This window comes from Bradyrhizobium sp. CIAT3101 (assembly GCF_029714945.1).
GTDB lineage: Bacteria > Pseudomonadota > Alphaproteobacteria > Rhizobiales > Xanthobacteraceae > Bradyrhizobium.
Window position 1 is genome coordinate 9,045,984 of the sequence record NZ_CP121634.1, and the last position, 14,403, is coordinate 9,060,386.

The 14,403-nt window shown below is 65.3% G+C and carries 15 protein-coding genes; 4 read left to right on the forward strand and 11 right to left on the reverse strand.

Features of this window, described 5'->3' with window-relative positions; genetic code table 11:
• Positions 1-17 precede the first annotated feature (17 nt).
• From QA645_RS41860 to QA645_RS41870, 3 genes are all read right to left on the reverse strand, one after another.
• Positions 18-608 (reverse strand): SCO family protein, encoded by a 591-nt coding sequence (locus tag QA645_RS41860; protein ID WP_283046944.1) that lies wholly within the window; start codon positions 606-608, stop codon positions 18-20.
• A gap of 24 nt (positions 609-632) precedes the next feature.
• Positions 633-827: a hypothetical protein gene (locus QA645_RS41865; protein WP_283046946.1), complete on the reverse strand. Its 195-nt coding sequence runs from the start codon at positions 825-827 to the stop codon at positions 633-635.
• Positions 828-935: 108 nt separating this feature from the next.
• A complete protein-coding gene (locus tag QA645_RS41870; RefSeq protein ID WP_283046948.1) occupies positions 936-1,457 on the reverse strand; it encodes a hypothetical protein in 522 nt (173 codons plus the stop codon).
• Between the two features lie 250 nt (positions 1,458-1,707).
• Between QA645_RS41870 and QA645_RS41875 the strand changes: the two genes are divergently transcribed.
• The 4 genes from QA645_RS41875 to QA645_RS41890 all read left to right on the forward strand — a co-directional run bounded on the left by QA645_RS41875 (position 1,708) and on the right by QA645_RS41890 (position 5,286).
• Entirely contained in the window at positions 1,708-3,378 is a 1,671-nt protein-coding gene (locus QA645_RS41875) for an FAD-binding dehydrogenase (protein ID WP_283046950.1), read from the forward strand.
• A gap of 3 nt (positions 3,379-3,381) precedes the next feature.
• Complete coding sequence (locus QA645_RS41880; protein ID WP_283046951.1) at positions 3,382-4,299, forward strand: PHB depolymerase family esterase; 918 nt, start codon at positions 3,382-3,384, stop codon at positions 4,297-4,299.
• A 117-nt stretch (positions 4,300-4,416) separates the two neighbouring features.
• A complete protein-coding gene (locus QA645_RS41885; RefSeq protein WP_148774597.1) occupies positions 4,417-4,767 on the forward strand; it encodes a RidA family protein in 351 nt (116 codons plus the stop codon).
• 153 nt (positions 4,768-4,920) lie between these two features.
• Entirely contained in the window at positions 4,921-5,286 is a 366-nt protein-coding gene (locus QA645_RS41890) for a nuclear transport factor 2 family protein (RefSeq protein WP_283046953.1), read from the forward strand.
• A 194-nt stretch (positions 5,287-5,480) separates the two neighbouring features.
• Here QA645_RS41890 and QA645_RS41895 read toward each other — a convergent pair whose 3' ends face one another.
• From QA645_RS41895 to QA645_RS41930, 8 genes are all read right to left on the reverse strand, one after another.
• A complete protein-coding gene (locus QA645_RS41895) occupies positions 5,481-6,323 on the reverse strand; it encodes an amidohydrolase family protein (RefSeq protein WP_283046955.1) in 843 nt (280 codons plus the stop codon).
• 3 nt (positions 6,324-6,326) lie between these two features.
• Entirely contained in the window at positions 6,327-7,307 is a 981-nt protein-coding gene (locus QA645_RS41900; RefSeq protein WP_283046957.1) for an aldo/keto reductase, read from the reverse strand.
• A 98-nt stretch (positions 7,308-7,405) separates the two neighbouring features.
• The gene (locus QA645_RS41905; protein WP_254134916.1) at positions 7,406-8,338 is read right to left on the reverse strand and encodes a sugar-binding protein; all 933 of its coding nucleotides are present in this window, start codon (positions 8,336-8,338) and stop codon (positions 7,406-7,408) included.
• Positions 8,339-8,492: 154 nt separating this feature from the next.
• Positions 8,493-9,563 (reverse strand): ABC transporter permease, encoded by a 1,071-nt coding sequence (locus QA645_RS41910; RefSeq protein WP_254134917.1) that lies wholly within the window; start codon positions 9,561-9,563, stop codon positions 8,493-8,495.
• Positions 9,563-10,321, reverse strand: coding sequence for an ATP-binding cassette domain-containing protein (locus QA645_RS41915; protein WP_283046960.1), 759 nt, complete (start codon positions 10,319-10,321; stop codon positions 9,563-9,565). The genes QA645_RS41910 and QA645_RS41915 overlap by 1 nt, the downstream gene beginning before the upstream one ends.
• An 8-nt stretch (positions 10,322-10,329) precedes the next feature.
• A complete protein-coding gene (gene xylA / locus QA645_RS41920) occupies positions 10,330-11,652 on the reverse strand; it encodes a xylose isomerase (protein ID WP_283046962.1) in 1,323 nt (440 codons plus the stop codon).
• Positions 11,653-13,107 carry a xylulokinase gene (gene xylB, locus QA645_RS41925; protein WP_283046964.1) on the reverse strand — a complete coding sequence of 485 codons (1,455 nt, stop codon included), beginning with the start codon at positions 13,105-13,107 and terminating at the stop codon, positions 11,653-11,655.
• 145 nt (positions 13,108-13,252) lie between these two features.
• Positions 13,253-14,311 (reverse strand): LacI family DNA-binding transcriptional regulator, encoded by a 1,059-nt coding sequence (locus tag QA645_RS41930; RefSeq protein ID WP_283046966.1) that lies wholly within the window; start codon positions 14,309-14,311, stop codon positions 13,253-13,255.
• Between the last annotated feature and the right edge of the window lie 92 nt (positions 14,312-14,403).

Consider the following 14,403-nt stretch of genomic DNA (forward strand, 5'->3'; position numbering starts at 1 on the left):
GCAGTTAACCCGGGACCTCAGAGGTACCGCTTCAGCTCGGTCGCGGCCTCTTCCGGGGTCCGCTTCAGGTTGAACGGCGAGACGAAACGGCCGTCGCGGTCCATCAGATAGATCAGCGCGGTGTGGTCCATGGTGTAGTCGCCGTCCTTGGTCGGGACCTTCTTGGCATAGACCCGGTAGGAGGTGATCACCTTGGCGGTCTCGGCGGGATCGCCGCTGAGGCCCTCGAGATGCGGATCGAAGCTGGCGAGATAGTCCTTCATGATCGCCGGCGTGTCGCGCTCGGGATCGACCGAGATGAAGACGGCGTTGACCTTGTCGGCATCCTTGCCCATCGCGCGCAGCACTTCCGAGATCTCGAACAGCGAGGTCGGGCAGACGTCGGGGCAATGGGTATAGCCGAAGAAGATCAGGGTCGGCTTGCCCTTGAGGTCCTTGTCGGTGAAGGCCTTGCCGGCCTGGTCGGTGAGCTGGAACGGGCCGCCGATCGCGGCCGGCTGCGCCACCTTGCTGACCCCGCCCATGGCCCAGAACAGCACCAGCAGGCCGACGACAAGGCTCGAGGCGAAGGCGGTTGCGATCACCAGCGGACGGGCAGAGGAGCTCATTAGCGGAAAACTTCCTGTCGCGGATCAGAAGCAGGCGGCAAGGCCGGTCCTGATCATTTCGAAGAACACCTGGGAGCCGTAATGGAACCAGAGCGCGAGCGCGCCGATGACGACCAGACCGCCGAGCCCTGCACCGGCCAATAGCAGCACGGAGGCCGCGCGGCCGGCATTGGGCGAATTGTCCTCTAGCGGATGGGCCGTGTGCTTTGGTTGAGCCATCACAACTATCGGGGCGAAGGCCCCGGTTCCCAGGCTCTCAGATAAGCTTTGGCCCGCCTGCGGGCAAGGCGCCGCGGCGGGCCAGAACGATCCCTCAGGCCGGGAATGTCAGTGCAGGAGCTGGCCCCGGGCGGATTCGAGCTGGTCCGCTTGCGGGAGGGGCGCGCGCGACGGCTTGTTGGTCGAGGCCTGCGCGTCCAGATAGCAGGGCTTGTACATGGCCTGGAGCTGCCTGCCCTTCAGGAACAGCATGTGCGGCGTGAGGCCGCCGCGCTGCGTGATCCAGCGCTTCACCTGCGAGGGATACATCGCATAGAGCATCTGGGTCGCTTCGGCATTGGTCACGGCGCGACCGTTGGTGCCGAAATCCCAGGCGGCGTGGAAGCCGAGCGTCGCGTGCGAGGTGACGCAGATGCGGTCGTGCGGGATGGCACCGAGGACGATGGTGCAGGCGGAGGCGCAGAGGCCGTCGATGATGACGGTATCACCGGACTGGCGCAGATCCTGGTACTTGTCGACGTAGGTTCCGATCCGGCCGCCGCGGTCATCCGCGATTCGAACCACTGCGTGAGACGCCCCCATGCAAGCGATCAGGCAAACCGTCGCAAGCAACCCCGTCAGAAACTTCATTATCCCCCGCCCCGGTCGTTTTCGAATCTGCGTGTCAGGTGGTGATGCGCGCCTAGCGTCGGTCGACTCCGTGGTTTTGTCTAGGCAGGCCGGCTCGCTCAAAACAAATTCAAATCCAGTGTTGCGTCCGCGCTGCACTCGGCCGGCCTTCATCCCAAAGTGGAACAAGTTAACGGTGTCTTACGCGCCACGCCCTTGATCTCAGTTACCGCAACTGGCTTCAATTCCGGGCAACTACAGGGGGGAACTCATGGCCGGGCATTCGACCGAGCAGGCTGACGTGATTGTCGTCGGCGGAGGACTATCGGGACTGGTCGCCGCGACCGAGATTGCGGATGCCGGCAAGCGTGTGATCGTCGTCGACCAGGAGGGCGAGCAGTCGCTCGGCGGCCAGGCGTTCTGGTCGTTCGGCGGATTGTTTCTGGTTGATTCGCCGGAGCAGCGCTGGCTCGGCATCAAGGACTCCTTCGAGCTGGCGATGCAGGACTGGCTCGGCACCGCCGGCTTCGACCGCGACGAGGATTATTGGCCGCGCCAATGGGCCGAGGCCTATGTGGCGTTCGCGGCCGGCGAGAAGCGCGACTGGCTGCGCGCGATGGGGCATCGCATCTTCCCCGTGGTCGGCTGGGCCGAGCGCGGCGGCTACGACGCGATGGGCCACGGCAATTCGGTGCCGCGCTTTCACGTCACCTGGGGCACCGGGCCCGGCATCGTCGAGCCGTTCGAGCGCCGCGCGCGCGAAGCCGCCGGGAGCGGCCGGCTGATCTTCAAATTCCGCCATCGCGTCGATGCGCTCTCGGTCACCAACGGCACGGTGGACGGCGTCAGCGGCGCGATCCTCGCGCCTGATAACGTCGCGCGCGGCAAGAGCTCGTCGCGCGATGTCGTCGGCGAGTTTGCGCTGAAGGCGCAGGCCGTGATCGTGGCGTCCGGCGGCATCGGCGGCAACCATGATCTGGTGCGGGCGAACTGGCCGGAGCGGCTCGGCGCGCCGCCGAAATTCATGATCTCGGGCGTCCCCGAGCATGTCGACGGCCGCATGATCGGCATCACCGAAAAGACGGGCGCGCGGCTGATCAACCGCGACCGCATGTGGCATTATGTCGAGGGCATCCAGAACTGGTCACCGATCTGGCCACGCCACGGCATCCGCATCCTGCCGGGCCCCTCCTCGATGTGGTTCGACGCCACCGGCACGCGGCTGCCGGCGCCGCTGTTTCCGGGCTCCGACACGCTCGGCCAGCTCAAATACATCATGTCGACCGGCTATGATTATTCCTGGTTCATCCTGACGCAGGCCATCATCAAGAAGGAGTTCGCGCTGTCGGGCTCGGAGCAGAACCCCGATCTCACGGGCAAAAGCTGGCGCATGACCTTGCGCCGCGCCACCAACAAGGGCGCGCCGGCGCCGGTGGAGGCGTTCAAAAGCCATGGTGTCGACTTCATCGTGCGCGACAAGATCGAGGACCTCGTCGCCGCCATGAACAAGCTCGCCGGAAATGATTTGCTCAAGCTCGACGAGATCAGGATGCAGATCGAGGCGCGCGACCGCGAGATCGCCAATCCCTACGTCAAGGACGCGCAGGTGATGAACATCCACAATGCGCGGCGTTACATCGGCGACAAGCTGATCCGCACGGCGTCGCCGCATCGCATTCTCGATCCGGAGAAGGGACCGCTGATCGCGGTCAAGCTCAACATCCTCACCCGCAAGACACTGGGCGGCTTCGAGACCGATCTCGACTCGCGCGTGTTCGGCGCCGAGGGCAGCGTCATCCCCGGCCTCTATGCGGTCGGCGAAGCCGCCGGCTTCGGCGGCGGCGGCGTGCACGGCTATCGCTCGCTCGAGGGCACATTCCTCGGCGGCTGCCTGTTCTCGGGCCGCAATGCCGGCCGCGCCGCGGCAAAAGCGGTGGGGTAAATCATGAAGTGGTGGATGCGCGTCGGGGTGTTTGTTGCGGCACTCACCGCAGCGCCGGCGGCGTCCGCCGAGACGATCGATGTCAACGGCACGATGCGCTCCTACACCGTACAGTTGCCTGCGAAGAAGCCGGCGCCGCTCGTGATCGTGCTGCATGGCAAGACCCAGCGCGGCGCCGACATGGTCACGCGGACGGCGTGGCCGCAGGTCGCCAAACGCGAGGGGCTAGCTGTGGTGTTTCCCGACGGCCTCAACCATGCCTGGGCCGATGCGCGGACGAAGGCGGGGCCTGAACTGCGTGGTCCACCGCCGGGCACCGATGACATCGCGTTCATCACAAAGCTCGTCGAGAAGCTGGTGGCCGACGGCACGGCCGATGCCAAACGCGTCTATGTCACCGGCGTTTCCAATGGCGGCGCCATGGTGATGACGCTGGTCTGCGCGCGCGCCGATCTGTTTGTGGCCGGTGCCAGCGTGATCATGAACCTCACCGAGGAGACCGCCGTCACCTGCCATCCGTCGCGGCCGCTGCCGATGCTGATCATGAACGGCACGGCCGACCCGCTGATCCCCTACGAGGGCGGACGCGGGTCGAGCTATTTTGCCGCAGACGGCTTCTGGTCCACCGAGAAGACCGTGGCATTCTGGCGCGAGCTCAATGGCTGCGAGAGCGACGACGCCAGCGTGACTGATCTCCCCGGTAAGGCGCCCGACGATCAATCCAGCGTCACGCGGATCACATCACGCTGCCCTGCAGGGCACGACGTCCTGCTTTATCGCATCAACAATGGCGGACATCGCATGCCCGGATTTGCGCCGGATGCCCGCTTCCCGAAGGTTGCAACCGGCCTGCTCGGGCCGCAGAATGCCGACATCGACGGCGCCGAGACGATTTGGGCTTTCTTCAGCCGGTTTCGTTGAACGAGCGCATGCGTTACTCGTGGCGCATGCATTGGCGGCAACGCATGCGTGCCCGGGGTGGCACAGCGCGGGGTGCTGCGCTAGACAGGGCCGCCATTCCCAACAGGAGATCCCCTTATGAGCATTCAGCGTTTTGAAACCGGCCCGCGCATGAGCCAGGTCGTCGTGCACGGCAACACCGTTTATCTCGCCGGTGTCGTCGCCAACAACGCGGCCGGCGAAAGCGTGACCAAGCAGACCCAGGACATCCTGAAGACCATCGACGGCCACCTCGCCAAGGCCGGCACCGACAAGTCGAAGCTGCTGTCGGCCACGATCTACATCACCGACATGAAGACGTTCCAGGAAATGAACGCCGTGTGGGACGGCTGGGTGTCGCCCGGCAACACCCCGGCCCGTGCCACCGTCGAAGCCAAGCTGGCGGCGCCGCAATACACCGTCGAGATCATGGTGACCGCTGCGAAGTAAATTCGCGCGGAACCAACCTGCGACAGGAGCGCGATGAGACCATCATCGCGCTCCTTTTTGCGGATACATGATCTCCGAGGTAATCGATCCCTGCGCGCGAACCTTCGATAGTCGGGTCAGCCGAACCACACGGCGCCATCGAAGGAGAGTCTCATGACCGACCACGTCACCATCGCCCGCCGCTACATCGATCTCTGGAACGAGCGCGCACAAGATCGCCGCCGCGAACTGCTCAGCGAGAACTGGACGGCGGATGCGAGCTATGTCGATCCGCTGATGAAGGGGGACGGCCGGGACGGTATCGATGCGCTGATCTCAGGCGTGCAACAGCGCTTTCCGGACTTCAAGTTCAGTCTGCTCGGCGAGCCCAACGGCTACGGCGACCATGTCCGCTTCTCGTGGGGGCTTGGACCTGAAGGTGTCGACAGCCCGATCAAGGGGACCGATTTCGCCGTGCTGAAGGACGGGCGGATCAAGAGCATCACGGGATTTCTGGATCAGGTGCCCGCGGGGGCGTGAGGGCGATAAGCGCCGCCTCAAACACCGGTGTCGTCCCGGCGAAGGCCGGGACCCATACCGCGTGATCTATCGGATTGCGGGCGCTGCGAGTACCGAACGACTGATCTTCGCCAAACTCCTCCCTGGGGTTATGGGTCCCGGCCTTCGCCGGGACGACAGCTGTGATTAGGCGCGCGTTTGCGCCGATCACATCATCACGCCAGCCGATACGCCCGCTTCGCATTCACCCCGAACGCCTTCTCGCGCACTTGCGGCCCCAGCTTCGCCAGGCACGCCTCCAGCGCGCCCTTGATCTCGCCGTAGCTGCCCGCGAGCAGGCACACCGGCCAGTCCGAGCCGAAGATCAGGCGATCCTCGCCAAAGCAGTTCGCGACGTGCTGGACGTACGGAAACAGCCGCTCCGCGTTCCAATCATCCCACTTGGCTTCCGTCGCGAGGCCCGAGACCTTGCACCAGACGTTGTCGCAGGCCGCAAGCGCCGCGATACGGTCGGACCATTCGGCGCTGCCGCCATCGGCGATCGGCGGTTTTGCGGCGTGGTCGAGCACGAAGCGGCCTTGCGGAAAGGCTTTTGCAGTCGCGATCGCGGCGGCGAGTTCGCGGGTGCGGACCAGAAGATCGTAAGTGAGATCGCGGGCGAATACGGCCGCCAGTCCGCGCTGGACATCGGCGCGCAGCAGCCAGTCGGGATCGGCCTCGTCGTGGACCTGGTGGCGGATGCCGACCAGTTTTGCGCCGCCCGGCAGGCCGCGTAGCCGATCAAGCGTGTCGCCAAGCGCGGCATCGGTCAGATCGGCCCAGCCGACGACACCGATGACGGAGGGCGTCGCATGTGCGACGGCCAGGAATTCCTCGGTCTCCGCGAGCGACGAGCGGCATTGCACCACGATGCTTGCATCGATACCGTTCGCCTTCAGGAGCGGCGCGAGATCGGCGGGCCCGAAGGCGCGGCGGATCGGCGTGAGCTCAGGCACCTCCATCCAGGGATAGTCGGCGCGCGCGGGATCCCAGAAATGCTGGTGGGCGTCGATCGCCATGTCTCACGCTCCGCCAGGCAGCGGCGACCGTGCGTCGACGAGGTTTTTCGCGCGCAGCTCCTGCCAGAAGGCTTGCGGCACCGTGCGCTCCGACATCGCAATGTTGTCGGCGACCTCCGCGGCGTTGCGCGCGCCCATCACGGCGACCGTCACGGCCGGATGGGCCATGCAGAACTGGAGCGCGGCGGCCTTCAGTTCGGTGCCGTGCTTGCGGCAGAGCTGTTCGAGCTCGAGCGCGCGCGCAACGAGCGCCGCATCAGCGTCCTCATAGTTGAACTTCGCGCCCGCATGCGGATTGGCGAGGATACCGCTGTTGTAGATGCCACCGAGCAGGATGCCGATGTTCTTCGCAACGCAAACCGGAAACAGCGCGTTCAGCGCGCCCTGGTCGAGCAGCGTATAGCGGCCGGCGAGCAGGAAGCAGTCGACCGGCACGGCTTCGGCGAAACGCGTCAGCATCTCGGACTGGTTCATGCCGGAACCGATCGCCTTCACGGTGCCATCATCGCGCAGACGCACCAGCGCGCGGAAGGCGCCGCTGACAGCATCGTCGTAGTGATCGTCGGGATCATGCACGAGCAGGACGTCGACGCGATCGAGCCCGAGCCGGACCAGGCTCTCTTCGACCGAACGCATCACGCCGTCATAGCTGAAATCGAATTGCGGCCGCAGTGCAGGCGCATCCTTGTAGTGATCGTCCTCGTTCGTCGCGCTACCAGGCGGGCGCAGCAGGCGGCCGACCTTGGTCGAGATCGCATAGGACTCGCGCGGCTGCTGCCGCAGGAAAGCACCCAGTCGTTGTTCCGCCAGGCCAAAGCCGTAGAGCGGCGCGGTATCGTAAAAGCGGACGCCGAGCGACCAGGCCTTCGCGACGGTGGCCTCCGCGTCGGCATCGCTGACCGCCGAAAACAGGCCGCCGAGCGGCGCCGAGCCGAGACCGATCGAAGTGACATCGAGACCATCAGCAAGCTGGGTACGCTTCATTGCAATTTCCTTCCAAAGCAGCACTCCCTCCCCCGCGGGCGGGAGAGGGAGTGTAACGCAGGAACGTCGGGGCTGGGAGACGTTCCTGCTCGACGTCTCTACTTCAAGAGTTGGGCGACGTTATCCTTCGTCACCAGGTCGAGGCCGGTGTAGATCGTTTCCGGAACCTTCTGACCCTTCTTGATAGCCAACAGCGTATCCATCGACTTCTCGCCCATTTCGAACGGACGCTGGCCGGTGAGCGCGTTGGAGTAGCCGTCGCGCAGCAACTCGAGCTGCATCTTCAGCGTATCGGCAACGACGAGCGTCAGCTTGCCGCTGTCGATGTCCTTCTTGTTCTTGTTGACGAAGGCCTTGAAGCCCTCCGGCGCGAACATCGGCCAGCCGCCAACGGGAACGATCGCGGCGAGATCCGGCGTCGCGGTGCGCAGGTCGGACATCTGCTGGACCGCGAGCGTGGAATCGTCGTTGCAGAAGGTCGGCGACCCCTGGACCTCGACCCACTTCGAGCCCTTGAGTGCTTCGCGAACGCCATCGACGCGTTCGGCAAGGTTCTTCGCACCCGGACCACCGGAGACCATGGCGTACTTGCCGCCCTCGGGCCGGAGCTGCAGCAATTGCTTGCCAAGCGCGACGCCGAAGTCCTTGTTGTTGGTGCCGATATAGGATTGCCGCTTGGAACCCGGCGCGTCCGCGTCAAACGTGATGACGGGGATGCCGGCTGCAGCCGCCGCGTCGATCGACTTGGTCATCGCCGCGACGTCGGCAACCGAGATCGCGAGCCCATCCACCTTCTGGGTGATGAAGTCCTGGATGATCTGCGCCTGCGTCGCCGGCTCGTGCTCGATCGGCCCCTTGTAGATGCACTCGACGTTGCCGAGCTCCTTGGCTCGCTTCATGCAACCGTCACGCGCCACGTCGAAGAACGGGTTGTTCATCGCCTTGGGCACGACGGCGAATTTGTAGGTCTGGGCAAATGCCGGTGTCGCCATCATCGCGATGGTCACGCCGGCCAACAGAAGCTTCTTCATTTCTTCCCTCCACACTTTGTTGCCTATCCATTTGTGATGTGATGCCCCGGCAGGCGGATAGACGATGTTTCGTTGTCCTTCCGGAGTAACTCTCAGGTCTCTGTTTGAGCATGATCTTTTCGGAAAACCGCTTCACACTTTTCCGGATCATGCTCTAAGTCATGCGCGAGCGGATGCGGTCGACCAGCACGGCCAGGATGATGATCACGCCGACCAGCGTCTGCTGCCAATAGGAGTTGACCTGCGCGAGCACGAGGCCGTTGCGGATCACCTCCAGCAGCACGCAGCCGACGATGGCGCCCAGCGGGCCGCCGAGGCCGCCGGCGAGGTTGGCGCCGCCGATGACAGCGGCGGCGATGACGTTGAGCTCGTAGGACGTCGCCATATTCGCGGGCGCGGATCCCAGCCAGCCCGAGATGATGATGCCTTGCAGACCGGCGGCGAGCGCGCAGATCACGTAGACCTCGATCTTCACGCGCACAACCGGGATGCCGGTCAATTCGGCAGCCTTCTCGTTGCCGCCGAGCGCAAAGACGTGGCGGCCGAAGCTGGTGTGATGCAGCACGACCGCCATCACAACGGCGAGGATCACCAAATAGATGAAGGGCGCGGGCACACCGAGCACATCACCCGAGGTCAATCCGTAGAACAGGTCGGCGTCGGGCCCACCCGGAAAGCTGCCACGGCCATTCGAGACGACATAGGCGAGCCCGCGCACGATCGAGAGCATGCCGAGCGTGGTGACGAACGGCGACAACCCGAGCACCGCGATGCAGAAGCCGTTGACGATCCCGACGATGAACGCGACGAACAGACCTGCAAGCACCGAGATCAGGAGGATCAAGCCGGGCACATTGGCGACGACCGTCTTGCCGTCGGCGGCCAGATGGACGAACGCCGATCCCGGCGCCGACAGCTCCACCATGACCATGGAGGTGATCATCGCGGAAAAACACATCATCGAGCCGACGGAGAGATCGATGCCGCCGGTGATGATAACGAACGTGATCCCGAGCGTGGCGATGGCGATGAAGGAGAAGTTCTTCGCCACGTTCTGCATGTTCCCTTCGGTGAAGAAATAGGGACTGGCAAAACGCATCACGATCATCAGCACGATGAGCGCCAGCAGGACGTAACCGGTCTGCGAGGCAAAGATGCCGCGGTGCCACCATTTGCTGCGACCGACATTGGTGAAGGAGATCGGGTTTTCCATGGGTACGGACATCACGCCGCCTCCTTCGCGCCGGTGATGAGGGCTGTGACTTCCTCGGGGGACGTCTCGTGGATCGGCTTGTCGGCCCGCTTCTCGCCGCGGCGCATGACGATCACGCGGTCACACACCGCGAACACGTCGGGCATGCGGTGGGAGATCAGCATCACGGCGACGCCCTGCTCTTTCAGACGATGGATCAGGCCGAGGACTTGCTCCACCTGGCGTACGGAGATCGCGGCCGTCGGCTCGTCCATCATCACGAGTCTTGCGTTTGAGAGCCGCGTCCGCGCGATCGCGACCGCCTGGCGTTGGCCGCCGGACATCTGCTTGACGAGATCGTGGGGGCGCGTCTCCGAGCGCAGCTCGCCGAACAGCTCCAGCGCGCGCGAAGCCATGGCCTTGTGGTCGAGCAAGGCGATGGGCCCGAATTTGCGTTTGAGCTCGCGGCCGAGGAATACGTTGGCGGCGGCCGTCAGATTGTCGGCCAGCGCGAGGTCCTGATAGACGACCTCGATCCCGACCGCGCGGGCGTCGATGGGCCGGTTGAAATGGACCGCACTGCCACCGAAGCGGATTTCGCCATGGCTGGGGCGGAAATTGCCGGCAATGATCTTGACCAGCGTCGACTTGCCGGCGCCGTTATCGCCCATCAGGCCAACCACTTCGCCTGGCCGCACATGCATATCGACGTCATGCAGCGCGCGGATGGCGCCGAACTCCTTGCCAATGCCGGAGAGTTCGAGGACCGGTGTTGTGTCAGCACTTGTCATCAGCGACCTCAGACGTAGCGGTTAACGAGAGATTCCAGATATTCCTGCCGTCCCGAGCGCGGCTGCGGGTCGAAGCCCGACCCCAGCGCGCGATCGGCGAGATCGGCGAGCGAGCGCTGACCGCCGAGAATGGCCCGTCCCTCGGCGCCGGCCCATCCATTGTAGCGGTCGGCGAGCGGCGCCGTGAGGGCGCCGGCATCGAGCATGTCGGCGGCAGCGAGGAACGCGCGCGCGCAGGCATCCATCGAGCCGACATGGGCATGGATGAGATCATCGGGGTCGATCGACTGGCGGCGGATCTTGGCGTCGAAATTGAGCCCGCCCGAGGTGAAGCCGCCGCGGTTCAGGATCTCGTGGAACACCAGCGCCAGCTCGCCCACATTCATCGCGAACTGGTCGGTGTCCCAGCCGAGCAGATCGTCGCCGCGGTTGATGTCGAGCGAGCCGAACACGCCGAGCGCCTCGGCGAGCGCGACCTCGTGATGGAAGGAGTGCCCGGCGAGGATGGCGTGGTTCTGCTCGATATTGAGCTTGACGTCCTTGAGCAGATCGTAGCGCGCGAGGAAGCCGTAACAGGTGGCGACGTCGAAATCATATTGATGCTTGGTCGGTTCCTTCGGCTTCGGCTCGATCAGGATCTGGCCCTTGAAGCCGATCTTGTGCTTGTGCTCGACCACGAGCGAGACGAAGCGGCCGAGCTGATCGAGCTCGCGCTTGAGATCGGTGTTGAGCAGCGTCTCGTAGCCCTCGCGGCCGCCCCACAGCACATAGTTCTGGCCACCGAGCCGGTGCGTCACCTCCAGCGCGGCGCGGACCTGGCCGGCGGCATAGGTGAAGATCTCGGGGTCCGGATTGGTCGCGGCGCCTGCCATGTAGCGGCGATGCGTGAACAGGTTTGCAGTGCCCCAGAGCAGGCGGACTTTTGCCGTGGCCATCTTCGCTTCGAACAGGTCCGCGATCGCGTTGAGATTGGCCACGGATTCAGCGAGCGAGGCGCCTTCGGGCGCCGCATCGACGTCGTGGAAGGTGAAGAAGGGCACATCGAGCAGGCGGAATAGCTCGAAGGCGGCATCGGCCTTGGCGCGCGCCATCGCCATCGGATCGGAGCCGTGATGCCACGGCCGCAGGAACGTCTCGCCGCCGAAGGGATCGGCGCCTGGCCAGCAGAACGAATGCCAATAGCACACGGCAAAGCGCAGGTGATCCTCCAGCCTGCGGCCATGAACCATGCGATCCTTGTCGTACCAGCGGAAGGCGGGTGCATTTCCCGCATCCTTGCCGGCAAAGGCAACGGGTGCGCTGACATCGAAGAATTTGGCTGACGCGTTCACTTAAAGACTCTCCTTCAAGGCGGGATAAAGCGCGCGCCAGCGGCGATAGGCCTCGTCGTAGGCGGACGCTGCGGAGGCGCGGGGCACGAAACTGGCGAGCCGTCGGGGACGGGTGCAGATTTGGGCGGGATCGTCGCCGGTGGCGGCAAGCCGGCCGAGCCGCGCTGCGCCAAGCGCCGCGCCGACCTCGCCTTCCTCGACGCGGTGCACGGCGATGCCGAGCACGTCGGCGCAAATCTGCGCCCAGAGCGGCGAGCGCGAGCCGCCGCCGACGAGATCGACGTCCGTGATCGCTCCGCCTGCCGCGCTCAGCGCCGCCAGATTGTCGCGCGCGGCGAAGGCGACGCCTTCGAGCACGGCCTGGACGATCTGGCTGCGGCCGGTCGCAGCGCGCAGGCCGACGAAGGCGCCGCTCGCGGTGGCGTCGTTGTGCGGGGTACGCTCGCCGTCGAGATAGGGCAGGAATTTGACCGGGCTCGGCCCGTCGACGCGCTCGCCGAGCGGCGCGAGGAGCGCGGCCGCAGGCGTCTCCATTACACCTGCGAGCCAGGCGAGCGAGGCGGCCGCCGACAGCATCACGCCCATCTGGTGCCAGAGCCCCGGCAGCGCGTGGCAGAACGCATGCACCGCCGCTTCCGGCGCCGGTGCAAAGCGATCGGTGACACGGAACACGACGCCGGACGTGCCGAGCGACAGGAAGGCATCGCCGGGGGCGATCGCACCGAGCCCGATCGCGCTCGCGGCATTGTCACCGGCGCCGCCGGCGACGACGACGTCGTTCGCCATGCCCCAGCGTTGCGCGAATTCGCCCGCAAGCACTGCGCTGACCGCGCTGCCCTCGACCAGGCGCGGCATGTGTTGCAGGTCGAGCCCGGTGGCATGCAGCAGCTCCGCCGACCAGTCGCGCCGGCCGACGTCGAGCCACAGCGTGCCCGCGGCGTCCGACATGTCTTCGGCCATCTCGCCGGTGAGGCGATAGCGGACATAGGCTTTCGGCAGCAACACCTTGGCGACGCGTTCGAAAATGTGGGGCTCGTGCCGCGCCACCCAGAGCAGCTTTGGCGCGGTGAAGCCGGGCATGGCCAGATTGCCGGCGATGGCGTGCAGCGAGGGGCAGCGTCGCTCGAGCTCGACGCATTCGGCGTGCGAGCGGCCATCGTTCCAGAGGATCGCGGGCCGCAGCGGGCGTCCGTCCGCGCCGAGCAGCGTCGCGCCATGCATCTGGCCTGACAGCCCGATGCCGTGCACCTGCGCGACGTCGCGCGGGTGCTGGCGCGCGAGATCATCGACCGCGCCGATCGCCGCATCGACCCAGGAATCGGGATCCTGCTCGGACCACAGCGGCGCAGGGTGCGACAGCGCAAGCTCGCGCGACGCCGTCGCGACGACCGCGCCGGCTTCGTTCACGAGCACCGCCTTCACACCGGACGTGCCGATGTCCAATCCGAGATACAAACTCGTCCCTCCCTCATCGTTTGAGCGTGACCTGGTCGGAAAACCGCTGCCCGCTTTTCCGGATCACGCTGCCGCGGTGCACGAACTGACGTCGCGCTTTCCGCAATCACTCACTTCAAAACACAAGGCACCGCGCGCCTTGCGGCTACGGCAGATTGTCCCGCATCAGGATGTCGATGCGGATATTCTCCTGTTCGCTCAAGATCGGCTCGTTACGCGCTAGCGACAGCAGCACGCGCACGGCAGCGCGCGCCTCGTGCCCCGGATTTTGCGAGATCGCGACATCCAGCGTGCCCTGCAGCAGCAGCCTTCGCGTCATCGCGGTGAGATCGTGGGCGATGAACATGATCTGCTTCTCGCGGCCGGCCTCGGTCAGCGCCTTGGCCACGCCTTGCGTGCCGGCGCCGACATTGTAGAGGCCGATGATGTCGGGATGCTTGCCGAGCAGTCGCGATATCAGCTGCTCGGAGCGGTCGTCATCGTCGCGCCCCTCGAGCAGGGGCAGGATCTCGAGGTCCGAAAATTCCGACGCCATCACCTGGTTGAAACCAAAAATGCGCTCGGCATGGTCACGCAGGCCCTGCGATCCCGCGATGATGGCGATCTTGCCCGGCTTGTGGCCGACCAGCCGCCCAACCAGGGCGCCGGCGGTGCGGCCGGCGGCGATGTTGTCGATGCCGACATAATGGTGGCGGCGCGACGACGGCACGTCCGAAACCAGCGTCACCACCTTGGTGCCGGCATCGACGAGATCGTTGATCGCGGCGCGAACGCCCGGATGATCCAGCGCGACCACGGCAACGCCATCGTAATCGCCTGACAGCGCTTCGAGCGACGTCGCGAGCACGGACGGGTCGAACACATCGGTATTGATCAACTCGACGCTGAGACGGCGGGCCGAGAGCCAGGCCGACATCTCGCCGAGATAGGCCTCGATCTGCTGCATGAACGGGTTCGCTCCCGTCGGCATGACGAAGGCAAACCGGCGGGCACGGCCGCGGGCGAGCTCGGCGGCCGCCACATGCGGCTGGAAGGCATTGCGTGCGATGGTCTCCTGGACGCGCCGGACCGTGTCCGGCCGCACGCCGGGGCGGTTATGCAGGACGCGATCGACCGTCGCCAAGCTGACACCGGCCTCGCGGGCGATGTCCTTCAATGTCAGCGCGGCGGAGACGGTCAGACTTTCGGAAGTCTCTTGGGCCATGCCTGAAGGCTAGCAGAGGCGTTTTGAGGTGCGCAACTCATTTTGAGGGACAGGACGATATTTTCGAGTCCCGGTTGCGCCGGGGTTTTTCG

Coding starts and splice junctions, on each gene's coding strand:
- QA645_RS41860 (WP_283046944.1), bottom strand. CDS start 608: ATGAGCTCCTCTGCCCGTCCGCTGGTGATCGCAACCGCCTTCGCCTCG.
- QA645_RS41900 (WP_283046957.1), bottom strand. CDS start 7,307: ATGAAGCGTACCCAGCTTGCTGATGGTCTCGATGTCACTTCGATCGGT.
- QA645_RS41895 (WP_283046955.1), bottom strand. CDS start 6,323: ATGGCGATCGACGCCCACCAGCATTTCTGGGATCCCGCGCGCGCCGAC.
- QA645_RS41880 (WP_283046951.1), top strand. CDS start 3,382: ATGAAGTGGTGGATGCGCGTCGGGGTGTTTGTTGCGGCACTCACCGCA.
- QA645_RS41865 (WP_283046946.1), bottom strand. CDS start 827: ATGGCTCAACCAAAGCACACGGCCCATCCGCTAGAGGACAATTCGCCC.
- QA645_RS41870 (WP_283046948.1), bottom strand. CDS start 1,457: ATGAAGTTTCTGACGGGGTTGCTTGCGACGGTTTGCCTGATCGCTTGC.
- QA645_RS41905 (WP_254134916.1), bottom strand. CDS start 8,338: ATGAAGAAGCTTCTGTTGGCCGGCGTGACCATCGCGATGATGGCGACA.
- QA645_RS41885 (WP_148774597.1), top strand. CDS start 4,417: ATGAGCATTCAGCGTTTTGAAACCGGCCCGCGCATGAGCCAGGTCGTC.
- QA645_RS41915 (WP_283046960.1), bottom strand. CDS start 10,321: ATGACAAGTGCTGACACAACACCGGTCCTCGAACTCTCCGGCATTGGC.
- QA645_RS41875 (WP_283046950.1), top strand. CDS start 1,708: ATGGCCGGGCATTCGACCGAGCAGGCTGACGTGATTGTCGTCGGCGGA.
- QA645_RS41930 (WP_283046966.1), bottom strand. CDS start 14,311: ATGGCCCAAGAGACTTCCGAAAGTCTGACCGTCTCCGCCGCGCTGACA.
- QA645_RS41910 (WP_254134917.1), bottom strand. CDS start 9,563: ATGTCCGTACCCATGGAAAACCCGATCTCCTTCACCAATGTCGGTCGC.
- QA645_RS41890 (WP_283046953.1), top strand. CDS start 4,921: ATGACCGACCACGTCACCATCGCCCGCCGCTACATCGATCTCTGGAAC.